Genomic DNA, 15490 nt, shown 5'->3' on the forward strand with positions numbered 1-15490 from the left:
TATGTCCAACTACTTCAAAGACAACGCCGACCTCGCGTACTACTTCGAGCGCGGAATCGACTGGGAGTCCCTGGTTCGGGTCACTGAGAACGACTTCAAGAGCCCCGACGGCTTCAAGACCACGGAAGAGGCGACGGAGTTCTACCGTCAGGTCGCCGAGATGGTCGGCGAGTTCGTCGCCGAGCAGATCCCGCCGATCGCGGCGAAGGTCGACGCTCAAGGCGTGGAGCTCGAGCACGGTGAGGCCAAGGTGCCCGCCGAGCTCGAGGCGCTGTTCAGCCAGATTGCAGATCTGGAGCTACATGGCTTGGTGACGCCGCGGGAGCTTGGCGGACAGAACGCGCCGATGTTGCTCTACTACATCAACGCCGAGCTATTTGGCCGCGGTGACACCAGCATGATGACTCACCACGGCTTTCACGCTGGAATCGCCATGGCGATGCTGGTGCTGAGCATGGTCGAAGGGACCACGGAGTTCGATCCGGAGGAAGGCGTGATCAAGAGCACGCGTTTCCAGAAGGAAATTGAGGAGATTAGCTCGGGCAAGGCCTGGGGCTGCATGGATATCACCGAACCCGACGCGGGCAGCGACATGGCCGCGCTCAAGAGCTACGCTGAGCAAGATGCCGCCGGAAACTGGTTCGTCACCGGGCAGAAGATCTTCATCACCTCGGGGCACGGCAAGTACCACTTCGTGATCGCCCGTACGGATCGGGATCCGACGACCGGCCTCGATGGGCTCGGCATGTTCCTGGTCCCGACGTACCACGAGGACGAAGCTGGCAACCGCACCCGCGTGGTGACCATCGACCGCCTGGAAGAGAAGCTTGGCCACCACGGCTCAGCCACCGCCAGCCTGAGCTTCGAGCGCGCCCCGGCACAGCTCGTTGGCAAGCCGGGGGACGGTTTCCGCTACATGCTGGTGTTGATGAACAATGCTCGCGTCGGCGTGGGCTTCGAGAGCCTCGGCCTGATGGAGGCGGCCTACCGCAAGGCCATCGCCTACGCCGAGGAGCGCAGGTCGATGGGCAAGAGCATCGACCGCCACGAGATGATCGCGGACTACCTGGACGAGATGCGCACCGACATCCAGGCGGTGCGCGCGTTGGCGATGACGGCTGGCTTTCACGAGGAGATGGGCACCAAGCTCGAGCGCGTGCTGCCCAACCTGACCCGCGACGAGCTCGAGCAGCAGCGCCTCAAGCGTGAGGCGAAGCACCACCAGCGTATCGCTCGCCGCCTGACGCCACTCTTGAAGTACATCGCCGCAGAGAAGGCCGTCGAGCACGCGCGGCGCTGCATCCAAATCCACGGCGGAAATGGCTACATCACCGAGTACGGCGCGGAGAAGCTGCTGCGGGACGCCATGGTGCTGCCAATCTATGAAGGCACGAGCCAAATCCAGAGCCTGATGGCGATGAAGGACACGCTGATGGGCATCATCAAGAGCCCCCAGGAGTTCGTGCGCCGGGTCGCCCAGGTCCGCTGGAAGGCGCTGTCGGCGCGTGACCCACTAGAGCGCCGCGTCGCGAAGCTCACTCAGCTGTCCCTTGGAGTGCAACAGCACCTACTGGCTCGCACGGCGGGTGCTAAGTTCCGCGCGCTGGTGGGCAAGCCGGTCAGCGAGTGGCCGAGCACGCTGTTCGACGGCTGGGATCCGAAGCGGGACTTCCGCTTTGCGATGCTTCACGCGGAACGCCTGTGCCGGGTGCTCGTCGACGAGGCCGTCGCCGAGATCTTGCTAAGTCAAGCCAAGCAAGATCCGGAGCGAGCCGAGGTGCTCGAGCGCTTCCTGGACCGCGCAGAGACTCGCGTGCGCTTCATGCACGACGAAGTCACGACCACCGGTGCACGCCTGATTGAGAGTCTGGAGCAGGTGGACGATCCCGCCGCGGTCGGGGCCGCGGAGTAGCGCGCGACGAGGCAGCGCTACTTGGAGGCGGGAGCCGTGGCTCCCGCTTCCTTCGTGATCCAGGCGTGCACCTGCTCGCTCAGCACCGGGAGCGGCAGGGGGCCCTCACCCAGTACCACGTCGTGGAACTCGCTGAGCTTGAACTTCGCGCCCAGCGCCTGCTCCGCCTCTTTCCGTAGGGCAAGGATGCGCAGCTGCCCCACCTTGTAGGCCAACGCCTGGCCCGGCCAGCTGATGTAGCGGTCGACTTCGTTCTCGATGTTGTTCTTTGCCAACATCGTGTTCGCAAACATGAAGTCTTCGGCTTGCTTGCGGGTCCAGCCCTTGGCGTGGAGCCCGGTGTCGACCACCAGGCGAGACGCGCGCCAGGTGTCGAAGGAGAGCATCCCGAGGCGCGAGAGATCGTCGGAGTAGAGCCCTAGTTCGGCTGCCAGCCGCTCGGAGTAGAGCCCCCAGCCTTCGACATACGCGGTGTTGTAGGCGTGCTTGCGAAACGCCGGCAGCTCCGGCAGCTCTTGAGCGATGGCGATCTGCAGGTGATGGCCCGGCACGGACTCGTGAAACGCCAGCACCTCCGCCTCATAGCGGGGGCGTGTGGGCGGGTTCAGCAAGTTCACGAAGTACTCGCCCGGCTTGCCGCCTCCCGGTTCCGGGGGGCGATAGTAGGCGATGGGTGAGAACGGCGCTTCGTAGTCAGGGATCGGCCTGACCACACAAGGCGCCTTCGGCCGCCGCCCGAAAACTTGCGGCACCTCCGCCTGAGCGCGCTTCAGGGCGGCGTTTGCTGCGTCCTGGATCTCCTGAGCACTATTGAAGAAGAGCGCTGGGTCGTCCCGCAGCTTACCTTGGATGAAGGCGAGGTTGATGTCTTCCGGCTTTGCCTGGTCGGAGAAGACCTTGCCTCCAAGCTCGACAATTTCTTTGTGGATTTTGTTGAGCTCGTCTTTGCCGAGCTGGTGGAGCTGGTCGGCGCTGAGCTCCAGCGTGGTATGGCGGCGGATCTCCGCTTCGTAGCAAACCTTGCCCACGGACAGCGCGCTGATGCCTTCGTGCTGTCCGTCGCGCGTCTTGGGCAACAGCTCTCGCTCCAGGAACGTCACGAAGCGCGTGTAGGCAGGGCGGATTTGCCGCTCCACCTCGTGCCGCAACTTTCGTCCAAGCTCAGCCCGCTCGTCAGCGGGCCACTCTTCCGGTAGCTCGTCGGCGGCCTTGTAGAGCGGCCACGTGTCGAGCTGCTTGGCGAGTTCCGTGCGGTACTGTTTGATGACCCGCTCCAGGATGGCGCGGCTCGTGACCAAGTTCAAGTTGAGCCCCACCTTGAGATTCGCGATTTCTTGATCGACGAGCCCGCTCACCCCGCGGTAGCGCTCCAGCAGATCCTTCCCACTCGCGAGGGAGGTGAGCTTCGCTAGCTCCGGCAGCCGATTCAGGTTCACCAGCGGGTTGCTGCGCGCGTCGATGGACCAGTACTCAGACTTGCACACGAAGCCCGCGACGCGGGTTGAGAGCATCTCGACGAACAGGCGCTTCGTTAGCCTGTCTTCGGGCGAGAGCTCATCATCCTTGAGCTTCTGCGCTTCAGCCAAGAACGAACGCTGTTGTCCGCGCCAGGCGGCTAGGGCCGCGCGGGAGTGGTCCGGCAGCTCCGCTTGCAGCTCTGTCACGCCCAGATCGCTCGCCCACAGCGGGTCACTTTTCAGCTCGCTCTCGAACTCCTGCTTCAGCAGTTGGGCGAGTCGCTCGTTGCTCGTGCCTGCCCCCGCGTCCTTTGGCAGCCACAACGGGCACGCCCAGCCCGCCGGGTTCGCCTTGGGGATTGTCTCCGACGGCTTGGGGACAGGGGGGCTCCCGCAACTCGGCAGGAACAGCGCGCTTGGCAGGAGCAGCGCGGGCCAGATGTAGCGCGTGAGACCGAGCCGTTTCATCGCCCACACCCTACTCAAAAGCTCCCGCGGCTGCCCATGGCTTTAGGCGGCGGGTTGGTTGCGCTAGCCGGCCTGCAGCACTATCCACCGCGTAACCGCGCCGCGATTGGTGTGCGGAGAAGGGCAGACGTGGAGAGCTTCGACTATGTGGTGATCGGTGGCGGCAGCGGAGGACTGGCATCCGCTCGGAGGGCCGCAAAGCACGGGGCCAAGGTGGCGCTGGTAGAGGCTGGCCGCCTTGGAGGCACCTGTGTCAACGTGGGCTGCGTACCGAAGAAGGTGATGTGGAACGCCGCCAGCGTGGCGGAAGCCCTGCACGACGCGAACGACTACGGGTTCGCTCTCGGCGAAGTTCCTGAGATTGACTGGGGCGCGGTCAAGCGCAAGCGAGACGCGTACGTCGAGCGACTGAACGGAATTTACGCGCGGAATCTCGATAACGATGGCGTGAGCTTGTTTGACGGCTGGGGACGCCTGCAGGGGCCGAACGAGGTCGTCGTCGAGTCGGCCGGAGGCAGCCAGGTGCTGAAGGCGAAGCACATTTTGATCGCCACAGGCGGGCGTCCGCGGCTCCCTGGCATCCCCGGCGAAGAACTCGGGATCACGAGCGACGGTTTCTTCGAACTCGAAGAACTCCCGAAGCACGTCGCCGTCGTAGGCGCTGGCTACATCGCGGTGGAGCTCGCCGGGATCTTCAACGCCCTCGGGTCGGAAGTTACCCTCTTGATCCGCAGGGAACAAATGCTCGGCGGCTTTGACTCGATGCTGCGTGACACCCTGATGGAAGAGATGTTGAAGGCGGGCGTCAACATCGAGACCTGCATCCACCTGGCGTCGGTTGAAAAGAACGCGAGCGGCAAGCTCGACCTCAAGGGCTCCGAAGGACAAGAGCTTGGCGGGATGGATCAACTGGTGTGGGCGATCGGGCGCGATCCGAACACCGGCGACCTCGGGCTCGATACCGCGGGAGTCGCCGTCGAGGCGAACGGCGTCATCCCGGTGGATGACTTCCAGAACACGAGCGTGCCTGGGGTCTACGCCGTGGGAGACATCACCGGTAAGTGGGAGCTGACCCCCGTGGCGATCGCCGCTGGACGGCGCCTGGCCGATCGGCTGTTCGGCGGGCAACCGGAGGCGCGGCTCGAGTACGAGGACATCCCGACGGTGGTCTTTAGCCATCCGCCCATTGGCACCGTTGGCATGACCGAGGAGCGCGCCCACGAGCTATACGGATTGAGCGGCGTGCGCTGCTACACCGCGCGTTTCACCAATATGTATCACTCCATTACCGAGCGGAAAAGTGCTACGGCGATGAAGGTCGTGACCGTCGGCGCTCGGGAGAAGGTTGCAGGTATCCACGTGATTGGCATGGGTGCCGACGAGATGATTCAGGGTTTTGCTGTGGCGGTGCGCATGGGAGCAACCAAAGCCGACCTGGATCGCACCGTCGCCATCCATCCAACCGCTTCGGAAGAGCTGGTCACGCTGCGCTGAAAACGACCCGCAGAGATCCTCGTTGACGGGACCGACTCCTTCGCCGACCCTTCGCGGCGCCTCCCGAGGAGTCTTTCCCATGTCACAATCGCGCGTTGCTTCCGTAGAATCCCAATCCAGGCTTTCCACATCGTCTCGCTCCCCTCGGTTTGGGGGTGAGGTGCCGCGTTCGCCGCTATCCAAGGGCGTACGGCGCTTCGGGGCCGGCGCGCTGCTCGGCTCGGTGCTGGTGCTCGGAGTGAGCGCGTGTGGCGGCGCGCAGAACGGCCAGCAGGGCAACCTCGCGGACTCGACGGCGATTGGCAAGAACCGCTGCGCGGATGCCGCGACCAACCAATTGCGCCCGTTCATCGTGGAGTGGGACGCGACGGACCTCGCGAGCTTCGAGGCCAAGGCGGCGCGCGACATCGTGTTCGTGAAGTACGAAGGCTGCGAGCTGACGGTGCTCGAAGGCTGCAGCGATGCTGGCGTCCCCGGCAAGTATGGGCGGTATCAGCCACCGCAGTTCACCAGCGGTACCCTCGAGGGCTTCGAGATCAAGAACGAGGACGAGCTGTATGCGAAGCTCCCGCTGGGCGTCGCAACGTTCGGCGGACGCTTGTCCATGGGTGAGAGCCTGAAGCTGAACTACTACGTTACGGGCACTGCAAGCGCCTCTCGTGAGAGCATAAGCCGTGGGGAAATTGAAGCGAACCCGAAGTGCGCTCAGGCGACGCACTTCGTCTCCAGCTACAACCTCGGCGCCTTCGAGCTCGACAGCCAGAAGTCGACTGAAGCGTCCGCCGATGTTGGGGTGGGGAACATCGGGGGCGGTGGAGAGCACAAGCGCGACGAGAAGAACCTGAAGCGCGGCGGCGAGATGGAAGACTGCAAAACCCAGGCGCAGCGCGCCTGTCGCGTGCCGATCCGCGTGGTGCTCCAAGAGCTTGGCGCCGGTGCGGAGGCGGGAGACGCGAAGCTCGGGGTTGCGGCACCCCCGGCTCCACCGCCGGTCGACCAGACTCCGGAAGGTCAGGCGCGCACTCTACGCTTCGAAGCCAACAAGAAGCGCGACAACGGCGATGGCGCAGGCTGCTTGGCGGACCTGGAGCGCGCCGACAAGCTCGACCCCCACGGCGCCGACAAGGGCGCGGAGTACACCAAGGCGGTGTGCGAGATGCTGGCTGGCATGTGCGAGACCGGAAAGAAGCACATGCGTGAGTTCCTCGCGGCACAAGACACGGGACGCAAGAAGACGGACAAGGAGCTGGATCAGCAGGTGAGCGGCTCCGCCAACACCTACTGTCCGGCGTCTCGCGGTGGCACCCCCCAAGAGCAAATCACCCGTGCGATGAGCGCCATCGGACAGGCTCAGCAGCGGGGCGAGACCGCGCGCTGCATCGAGGAGGCAGAGGCCATCGAGAAGCTGATCCCCACGCTTCCGATGCCGAAGCATCTGCCCCCGCGCGCAACCGCCAACGCCGTACTGAGCCAGGCTGCGATGTGCCTCCAAGCTGCCGGCAAGTGTGACGACGCAAAGAAGTGGTACACCAAGTACTACGAGGCCCAGTTCAAGGGCACGATGTCCGACGCCGAGTACGCGAAGGTGCTCAAGCAGTCCGTGGATGCGTTCGGCCAACGCTGCACCAAGTGAATTGTTGTTTGTTCTCGCCTCCCGGGCGCGAATACCCGCAAATCCCGCCCCTGAGTTCCGGGGCGGGGTTTCGTCGCACATTCCCTTGGTCTCCGAAGTAGAACACGTTCTACTTTGCTGGTCTCCGCGGGATCGCGGGTACTGGAGGACGGATGAAGACGCAGCTGTGTCAGGAGTTGGGGATCGAGGTTCCGATCTTTGCGTTCACGCGCAGCCCCAAGGTGGTGATCGAGGTCTCACGCGCCGGCGGGCTCGGTGTGCTGGGCGCGATTGGTTACACCACGGATGAGTTCGCCGAGACCATCGAGCTCGTCCACAAGGAGCTGAATGGGTTGCCGTTCGGTGTCGACGTGGTCATGCCAGCGGGCTTCGTTGGAGCAGACAGCGGAGGCATGGCGAGCGCCGCGGAGTATCACCAGATGCTGCCGGAGGAGCACCGGAACTTCCTCAATCAGCTGCTCGCCGAGCACAACGTTCCGCCGCTTCCGGAGGGATCCACGGCGGCTCAGGCGATGCAAGGCTGGACCGATCAGGTCAGCAAGAAGCAGGTCGATATCGCGCTGAAGTATCCCATCAAGCTGATTGCCAACGCCTTGGGCCCGCCGCCGAAGGAGGTGATCGACCTCGCGCATCAGCACGGCGTCAAAGTGGCGGCCCTCACCGGCAAGGTGAAGCACGCCAAGAAGCAGGTCGAAGCGGGCGTCGACATCATCATCGCCCAGGGTACGGAGGCGGGTGGTCACACCGGCGAGGTATCGAGCTTCGTGCTCACCCCAGCGGTGGTCGAGGCTTTGGCCCCGACACCGGTGTTGCTGGCGGGCGGTGTGGGCAGCGGTTCGCAAGTTGCGGCTGCTCTAGCCATGGGCGCACAAGGCTGCTGGCTCGGCTCGCTCTGGCTGACCACGGCGGAGGCCATGGAGTCGGCACCGGTGAAGCAACGGCTGCTCGACGCCGGCTACGACGACACCTTGCGCTCCAAGGCGGTGAGCGGAAAGCCCGCGCGGCAGCTCAAGACCAAGTGGACCGACGCTTGGGAAGATCCGAAAAATCCCAAGCCGCTACCCATGCCGCTACAGTTCATGCTGATCGCTGAGGCGCAGTCGCGCATTCATCGCCACGTGGAGGCAACCGGGGACACCACGCTCTTGATGCAGCCAGTCGGGCAAATCGTCGGTCGCATGAACGAGGTCAAGCCTGTCGCCGAGGTCATGCGGGAGCTGAAGCAAGGCATGCGCGAAGCGCGCGATCGTCTGAACGCTCTCGGCTGAGCTCTTCACGCGAGCGCTCGAACGACAAAAGCCCCGGGGTGTTTCCGCGGGGCTTCGTTCTTTTCGGAGACTTCGCCGCTTGACGGGAGCCCGCGCCAGCTCGGCTTAGGCTTTGGTACCGCGCTCAACCTCGGCGACGATGTCTGCCGCGACGTCCACGTCGATGTCGAGGGCCTCTGCCGTCTCCATGATCAGCTCACGCTCGCTGGTGCGGATGATGCCGTCAGCGGCGGTGACTTGAACCGCGAGACTGAGCGCGACGCGCCGCACATTGGGATCCGTCAGGCGCTCCTTCACGCTGGCGAGGCGGGCTTCCCGACCTTCTGCTTCGAGCTTTTGCTGCATGTTGGCGAAGAACAGATCGAACTTCGCACCGCCAAAGCGCCCATCCGTCAGCGACTCGACGCTGGTCTGGAAGTGCTGGCGCTCTTCATCGCTCATCTCCCCGTCAGCGAAGGCGGCCAAGAACATCATCTCGGTGAGCGCCTCGAGCTTCGGGTCGTCGAAGTCACGGACGAAGGCTGGATCGGTGTGCGCCATGGCGCGGGAGTATAGCGAGGCCGCCTTGGACACCAATGCCTTTCCGGCCTCGTTCGCCGCTGTTGTAGCGCTGCGAGGCAGTGCCCTTGTGGCCGCCTTGAACTTTTGCGCTGGGCTTCTCCCCTAGACCGCGTCTCGGTGTGGACTGGGGCGCGCCATCGCCCCGGTCAGGGCGCTCACCAGCTCAGTGGCGTAGCAACCTGAGGGCAGACCGAAGCTGAGGCGCAACGCGTCGCCATCCAGCTCCAGACTGACGTTCTCGGGGAACACCAAGAGGTCGCGCCGAGTGCCAGGCGCGAGCTTGACGAATGCGCGGGGTGGGGAGTCGAGGCGGAGCGCTGTGATCGCCTGTTGCTCGAGCTCGCCCGCGGCCGCGTCTGCCGCGACCATCTTGGGGCCAGCCATCGGACCCGTGGGCAGGATGTCTTTGGTCTCCCAGCGCTCACGCTCTGCCTCGACATCGGCGACCCTGAAGTGCTTGCCGGTGTTCGCCAGGCGAACCACCTCCCCGAGCAGCGCTTGTTCGAAGCCGACTTCGCGGCGCGCGCTCAAGTAGCGGTTGAAGGCCTCCGACTGCAGCACGCTCGCGTAGAGGCGTGGCTGAAAACCTCGGCCCTTGGCGCCCTTCTTCAACCAGAAAAGCGCGCGCCCCAGGTTCTGCCCGTTGATACCGAAGCGCTGGGGGCCGAAGTAGTTGAAGTAGCCGTGTGAGCCGAGCGCCGCGCTGAGCGCGCCCCAGCGACCTTGCCAGTCCGGGTCGCAGCCCAATAGCCGCAACTGGAAACGATTCCCAAGAAGGTGCCCGGTGCGTAGCTTGTTCGTGTGGCGTGTTACCTCGAGGATCCGCACGCCGTCTGGGAGCTGCCAGGTCTCTGGTGCCTTCGCCGACTCGGGGACGCTGACCCACTGGCGCGTTACCGCGTTCTTGTCCTTCAGCCCTGCCGTGCCGATCTCGCCCTCATCGACGCCGCCGGCTTCGGCGAACAATCGCACCACCTCGCGCGTGTTGAGCCCGCGCTTCTCCACCCACAGGTACCAGTGGCTGCCAGCACCGCTCGCGGCGTACAGCGGCACTTCTTCGACCTCGAAGTCTTCTGGAGCTTCTCCGATCACGCCTCCTAGTTTGGGCAACTCGGGTTGCCAGGCAGGGGGACTATGGGGCGCGTCGGTCTCACTCATGGCAGCGCGCTTACCGGCGCTTCCAGGTCGCTCCAAGCGCTTCGCTCATCCCCGCACCCAAGCGCTGCTCGAGAGCGCCAGTCCCGTGTGCCTGGACGCCGCCAGCTGTTTACGTTGTAAATGATGCTGTAAACGCCCCAACAAAGCGCTGATTTGCTTCGAATCACTTAAATTCCCGTGCCAAAATCGAGCAGCGCAGCGTTCGAACGTTGATTTCGACGCTTACGCAAGTCAAGCTACGCAGCGCGTTGAATGTAAAGCTGTAAACGTGCGAGCCACGACCGGCCAGCGCCCTTGCAGCACACAAGTCGACGCCCACAAGGAGCGAGGCGATGAATCAGTTGGCAACCCAAGGCGCACGCGGCAAGGCAAGCGACATCCTGGGCAAGCGGCGCATCGAGCACGTGGTCGTGCTCGGAGCGAACGGAACCATGGGCTTCGGAAGCGGTGCGTTGTTCACCCACGCGGTCCCCAAGGTGACGTTCTTGGCGCGCACCAAGGCGAAGGCGGAGGACGGCCTGAAGGCGGCCATCCGTCAGGTTCGTTCCCCCACGGTAGCGGACCGCGTGGAGTGCGGAAGCTACGAGGATGACCTCGAGCAGGCGGTAGCCAGCGCTGACTTGATTTTCGAAGCCGTGACCGAGCAGCTCGAGCTGAAGCAGCAGTTCTTCGAGCGCATCGACAAGGCGAGGCGCGCCGATAGCATCATCGGTACGGTGACCTCCGGGTTGTCGATCAACAAGCTGGCGGAGGGGCGCAGTGAGTCCTTTCGCAAGCACTTCATGGGGATCCACTTCTTCAACCCGCCGAACGTGATCGTTGGCACCGAGTTGGTTGCGGGCAAAGATACCGACGCAGAGCTGCTCGACTTCGTTGAGACCTACTGCGAGAAGCTGCTCGGGCGCACGATGATCCGCACGGCAGACACCCCCGGCTTTGCCGGTAACCGAGTGGGCTTCAAGGTGCTGAACGAGGTCGCCCAGCTGGCGGAAGAGCACGGTCCGGCGCTGATGGACAAGCTGGTAGGGCCTTACACCGGCCGTGCGCTGGCGCCGCTCGGCACCATCGACCTCGTCGGTTGGGATATCCACAAGGCAATTGTGGACAATATCTACAAGTTGACGAAGGACGAGGCACACGGGACGCTCGAGCTGCCCGCCTACATGCAGCGACTGATTGACAAGGGCACGCTTGGCAACAAGACCGGCGGCGGCTTCTTTCAGCGCACCAAAGACAAAAAGAAGCTCGTGCTGAACCCAAAGACTGGCGAGTACACGCCGCTCGAAGAGGTGAAGCTCCCGAACCTCGGCTTCATCAAAGAGATCGCCACGCTGCACCGCATGGGGCGCTATGAGGAAGCGATGGCGGCCTTCGTCAGCGCACCGGGTGACGAGGCTGCGCTCGCTCGAAAGGTCATCGCCGGCTACATCAGCTACGGCTTCCACCGCGCCGGTGAGTGCACCGAGGCGATCACCGGCATCGATCTGATCATGGGCACCGGCTTCAACTGGGCGCCGCCGAGCGTCTTGGTGGACACCATCGGCGTCTCCCGCACGGTGGACATGCTCAAGGCAGCGGGAGTGCCCGTGCCGAAGCTCTTGGCCGATGCACTACCCGGGCAGCGCTTCTTCAACCATCCAACCGTCAACGTCGGGCGCTTCTTCGTCGCGCGCTGAACCGTCGCACAGGAACAGGAGACACAGCCAATGTCACAAGAAGTATATATCCTCGGCGGCTATCAGACTGATTTCGCGCGGAACTGGAGCAAGGAAAACAAGCACTTCTCCGCCATGATGCGCGAGGTCGTGCGCGGCGCGCTGGAGACCACCGGCCTCGAGCCCAAGGACATCCAGACCGGGCACGTCGGCAACTTCGCGGCGGAGCTCTACTGCAAGCAGGGGCACCTTGGTGCGTTCTTCGTGGAGACCCACCCGCTCTTCAGTGGGCTGCCGACAGGTCGTCATGAGGCAGCGTGTGCGTCCGGAAGCATCGCGCTCCTCGCGGCCAGCGCGGAGATCGAAGCGGGTCGCTACGACGTGACCGCGGTCGTCGGCATCGAGCAGATGAAGACCGTCGACTCGGCGACTGGCGGTGACTTCCTCGGCACAGCCGCGTGGTATGAGCTCGAGGCAGCGGGCATCGAGTTCCCGTTCCCCAAGCTATTCGGCAAGCTCGGCGACGAATACGACAAGCGCTACGGTCTGAAGGACGAGCACCTGGCAGGGATCAGCGCCATCAACTACGCGAACGCCAAGCTGAACCCCAACGCGCAGACGCGCACGTGGTACATGAACCAGGGGCACGCGATGTGCCGCACGGATGACAACCCCGCCGTCGGTGGTCGGATCCGTATCTCCGACTGCTCCCAGGTCACTGACGGGGCAGCCACCGTCTTCCTGGCTTCGAAAAGCTACGCGGAAAAGTACGCCAAGGCGAAGGGGATCCCCCTCGCGAGCATCCCGCGCATCAAAGGCTGGGGACACCACACGGCGCGGCTACGCTTCGAAGACAAGGTCCTTGAGAGCAAGGACTCGGAGTACGTGTTGCCTCATGTGCGCTCCACCGTCACCGATGCGTTCAAGCGCGCCGGCATGGCAGATGTCAGCGGCATCGACGGCATCGAGACTCATGACTGCTTCACCACCAGCGAATACATGGCGATCGATCACTTCGGACTGACGAAGCCCGGTGAGAGCTGGAAGGCAGTTGAGGAAGGCGTGATTGCAATCGGCGGTAAGTGTCCAATCAACCCAAGTGGTGGCTTGATCGGCGCGGGGCACCCCGTGGGGGCAACCGGCGTGCGCCAGCTGCTCGACGCTTACAAGCAGGTCACCGGGACGGCTGGCGACTACCAGGTCGAAGGCGCGAAGAACTTCGCGACTCTCAACATCGGTGGTAGCGGCACCACGAGTGTCACCTTCATCGTGGGCGTGTAGCGCTCCTCTCCCCCCAAAGAAAAGCTCAGAGGCAGGCCCTGCAAGTTCCGTTTGAACGCGGAAGCGCAGGGCCTGATGGTTTTTGTTGGTTGCGTTCCGCGGCGTCGAGGCGAAGATCCACGCGCCATGCGAGAAGTGCGAACCCAGATCGAGATTGCTGCCTCCCGTGAAGAAGTGTGGGAGGTACTGACCGACTTCGCGCGCTACCCGGAGTGGAATCCGGTGATCGTGAGCGTGAAGGGCGACCTGCGGGCAGGCGCAAACGTCGACATCAAGATCCGCCAGGGCAAGCTCGCGGTTCCGATCCCGTGCCGCATGCACCGCGTCGAGCCGCTTCACGACTTCCGCTGGCGCGGGCCACGGAGCTCGCTGATGGCGAAGGTGATGGGCGGGGAGCATTACTTCAGCCTCGAGCCGCTGCGAACGCTCACCGCCGGGGCAGCAGAAGCCGGCGAGGAGCGTTGCGTGTTCGTGCACGGGGAACAGTTTCGGGGGCCGGTGGTGCCGCTGCTCTGGCCGCGCATGAAAAAGCAGCTCGAAGTCGGCTATTCCCGCGTGAATCAAGCGCTGAAGGAGCGGGTGGAAGCGGCCAAGGCGAAGTCGGCGTCCGCCTGACGCGCCCGCGCGGCCTGCTATGCTCCCAGCAGTGTCCTTCAGTTCGGTCAGTCACAGCCTCCGACGGGGGCGGCGCGTTGCGTGGCTGCTCGTCTGCACGCTGGCTGCCTTCGTGCTGACGGGCGCTTGTAGCGGCAAGGAGGAGCGGTTTTCGCCGATCCCCGAGAGTGACAGCGGCGGCTTGCCTGGCTGGGATGGGAGCTTCCCCGATGTGCCCGTGCGTGACGCCGAGCCGAGCTGCCCCAAGGCGGCGAAACCGTACGGAACCGATCCAGATTTCGGCGAGAGCCTGCCGGACATCTTGCTCCTCGACTGCGACGGCAACACCATCACCGTCGACGAGATGCGTTGCGAGTCCAAGCTGACCCTGGTGTCCATCGGGGCGGGTTGGTGTGAGCCCTGCCAGCAGGAGGCGCTCGTGATGGAGGACCTGTACAACCGCTACTCGTCACGCGGCTTGAACGTCGTGCAATTCATGTACGCAGACGCCGAAGGCTTTCTGCCTGGACCAGAGTTCTGCCGCACCTGGCGGGATTCCTTCACCTTGAGCTATCCGGTGTACGTGGACCCCCAGAGCAACACCCTGCAGTTCCTGAGTCTCGGCGTGACACCAGTGAACATGCTGCTCGACAAGCAGGGCAAGGTGGTGTGGTTCGCTCCTGGCGTCTTGCCGGAGGACTTCGAGAGTATCTTGCTCGGCTTGATGTGATCCATGGCGTGGCTCGAGCAGCACCCAACCTGGGTTTGGCTTACGCTTGTTTCCGTGGGGAGCTTCGTGGTGTGCATCATCGCGATCCCCTGGTACCTCGCGCGGGCTCCAGCCGCGCTGCTGGTTGGCCCGCCTCAACCTTGGAGGGGGCTCTCGCCGCTGCGGCTCGGTTTGCGGCTACTGAAGAACCTGATCGGTTTCGCGCTCTTCGTTGCCGGTTTGATCATGCTGGTCGGTCCTGGTCAGGGCCTGCTCACCTTGATCGTCGCCCTCGGGCTCCTGGACTTACCAGGTAAGCGAGCGCTGCAGCGCCGCCTGCTGTTCAAGCCGCGAGTTTTGAAGTTGGTCAACGGGCTACGCGAGCGCGCCGGCAGAGATGCGCTCGAGCCCTACTCAGAACGCCCAGGGCACGACGACGAGCTGCGTTGAGTCCCTGAACGTCGCGTCTGCCAATTACCTCGCGGAAGCGCCCTTGGCGGTAGTCGGGTGGGGGGTGAGGTCCGCCGTCGGGTGCCCCGCGGGCGTTGCGGCGCGCTGAAGCGCTCGCGGTAGGCGTTCGGCGTCGCCAGCGCGCAGCCCAACCTGGAAGTCCACCACGTAGCCATCGACACCGACGACGACCAGGGTGGGGACCGCCTGCACTGGATCGAATGCCAGGGCGAACTTGGCGAACTCTGCCCCGCGGATCACTGGGTAGTCGAGACCGTGATCGTCGACGTAGTTCTCCACATATTTCCAGGTAGAATTGTCGTCGAGGGAGACGGCGAGGGCGGTAGTGTGAGGCGGCGCGTTCTTCAGGCTTTGGTTGACCAACGGCGCCTTGGCCGCGCACGATTCGCACCAGGAAGCGAAGAAGTTGATCAGAATCGGGCCTTGGCCGAGCATCCTGCGGGAGTCGTGCACCCCGCCTTCGGTATCCATCACCATGAAGTGGGGCACGGGTTCCTTCGGGGAGATGGCGCGGAACGGCTCCAGTAAACCCATGTCGCCTTCGAGTTCGATCTGCCGCGGTGTCGAGTCCCCAGCGCCGGATGGCGCGCATGCGGCACACAGGAGGACACAGAGCAGCAGAGCCGAGCGGCGCATCTCCCACACTCTGACACGAGTCAGCTCGCTAGTGTCCTGTCTCCGTATTCGCCTCACGAGCAAGGTGTTGAAAAACACCCTGCCAATGAACAACAACCTGCTAGTGAGGCGAATCTGTGATTCGCTGAACAAGTCAACACAGCGTTTCCTCGTCTCAAGAGTAGTACGAAGGCGCAAAACTCGTGCGCCCACA

The 15490-nt window shown here is 63.9% G+C and carries 13 protein-coding genes; 9 read left to right on the forward strand and 4 right to left on the reverse strand.

From position 1 onward, the window contains the following. Position 1 precedes the first annotated feature (1 nt). The gene (locus tag H6718_18715; GenBank protein MCB9587440.1) at positions 2-1912 is read left to right on the forward strand and encodes an acyl-CoA dehydrogenase family protein; all 1911 of its coding nucleotides are present in this window, start codon (positions 2-4) and stop codon (positions 1910-1912) included. Positions 1913-1929: 17 nt separating this feature from the next. Here the strand turns inward: H6718_18715 and H6718_18720 are convergent, their stop codons facing one another. Then, a complete protein-coding gene (locus H6718_18720) occupies positions 1930-3837 on the reverse strand; it encodes a DUF885 domain-containing protein (GenBank protein ID MCB9587441.1) in 1908 nt (635 codons plus the stop codon). A 36-nt stretch (positions 3838-3873) separates the two neighbouring features. Here H6718_18720 and gor point away from each other — a divergent pair, with 36 nt between their 5' ends. From gor to H6718_18735, 3 genes are all read left to right on the forward strand, one after another. Further along, the gene (gor, locus tag H6718_18725) at positions 3874-5331 is read left to right on the forward strand and encodes a glutathione-disulfide reductase (GenBank protein ID MCB9587442.1); all 1458 of its coding nucleotides are present in this window, start codon (positions 3874-3876) and stop codon (positions 5329-5331) included. A gap of 160 nt (positions 5332-5491) precedes the next feature. Then, entirely contained in the window at positions 5492-6964 is a 1473-nt protein-coding gene (locus H6718_18730) for a hypothetical protein (protein ID MCB9587443.1), read from the forward strand. Positions 6965-7116: 152 nt separating this feature from the next. After that, a complete protein-coding gene (locus H6718_18735) occupies positions 7117-8232 on the forward strand; it encodes a nitronate monooxygenase (GenBank protein MCB9587444.1) in 1116 nt (371 codons plus the stop codon). Positions 8233-8337: 105 nt separating this feature from the next. Here H6718_18735 and H6718_18740 read toward each other — a convergent pair whose 3' ends face one another. Both H6718_18740 and H6718_18745 read right to left on the reverse strand, forming a co-directional pair. Continuing rightward, entirely contained in the window at positions 8338-8772 is a 435-nt protein-coding gene (locus tag H6718_18740; GenBank protein MCB9587445.1) for a TerB family tellurite resistance protein, read from the reverse strand. 123 nt (positions 8773-8895) lie between these two features. Next, the gene (locus tag H6718_18745) at positions 8896-9951 is read right to left on the reverse strand and encodes a tRNA pseudouridine(13) synthase TruD (GenBank protein MCB9587446.1); all 1056 of its coding nucleotides are present in this window, start codon (positions 9949-9951) and stop codon (positions 8896-8898) included. Positions 9952-10283: 332 nt separating this feature from the next. Between H6718_18745 and H6718_18750 the strand changes: the two genes are divergently transcribed. From H6718_18750 to H6718_18770, 5 genes are all read left to right on the forward strand, one after another. After that, positions 10284-11627, forward strand: coding sequence for a 3-hydroxyacyl-CoA dehydrogenase family protein (locus H6718_18750; GenBank protein MCB9587447.1), 1344 nt, complete (start codon positions 10284-10286; stop codon positions 11625-11627). A gap of 30 nt (positions 11628-11657) precedes the next feature. After that, positions 11658-12887: a thiolase domain-containing protein gene (locus H6718_18755; GenBank protein ID MCB9587448.1), complete on the forward strand. Its 1230-nt coding sequence runs from the start codon at positions 11658-11660 to the stop codon at positions 12885-12887. A 126-nt stretch (positions 12888-13013) separates the two neighbouring features. Continuing rightward, positions 13014-13502, forward strand: coding sequence for an SRPBCC domain-containing protein (locus tag H6718_18760; protein ID MCB9587449.1), 489 nt, complete (start codon positions 13014-13016; stop codon positions 13500-13502). Positions 13503-13533: 31 nt separating this feature from the next. Next, positions 13534-14211, forward strand: a complete 678-nt coding sequence (locus tag H6718_18765) for a TlpA family protein disulfide reductase (GenBank protein MCB9587450.1) — start codon at positions 13534-13536, stop codon at positions 14209-14211. Positions 14212-14214: 3 nt separating this feature from the next. Continuing rightward, positions 14215-14640 carry a hypothetical protein gene (locus H6718_18770; protein ID MCB9587451.1) on the forward strand — a complete coding sequence of 142 codons (426 nt, stop codon included), beginning with the start codon at positions 14215-14217 and terminating at the stop codon, positions 14638-14640. Between the two features lie 24 nt (positions 14641-14664). On the opposite strand, the gene H6718_18775 is transcribed toward H6718_18770, so the two are convergent. Beyond that, entirely contained in the window at positions 14665-15297 is a 633-nt protein-coding gene (locus tag H6718_18775; protein ID MCB9587452.1) for a TlpA family protein disulfide reductase, read from the reverse strand. Positions 15298-15490 lie beyond the last annotated feature (193 nt).

It is taken from the genome of Polyangiaceae bacterium (assembly GCA_020633205.1).
Lineage (GTDB): Bacteria > Myxococcota_A > Polyangia > Polyangiales > Polyangiaceae > JAHBVY01.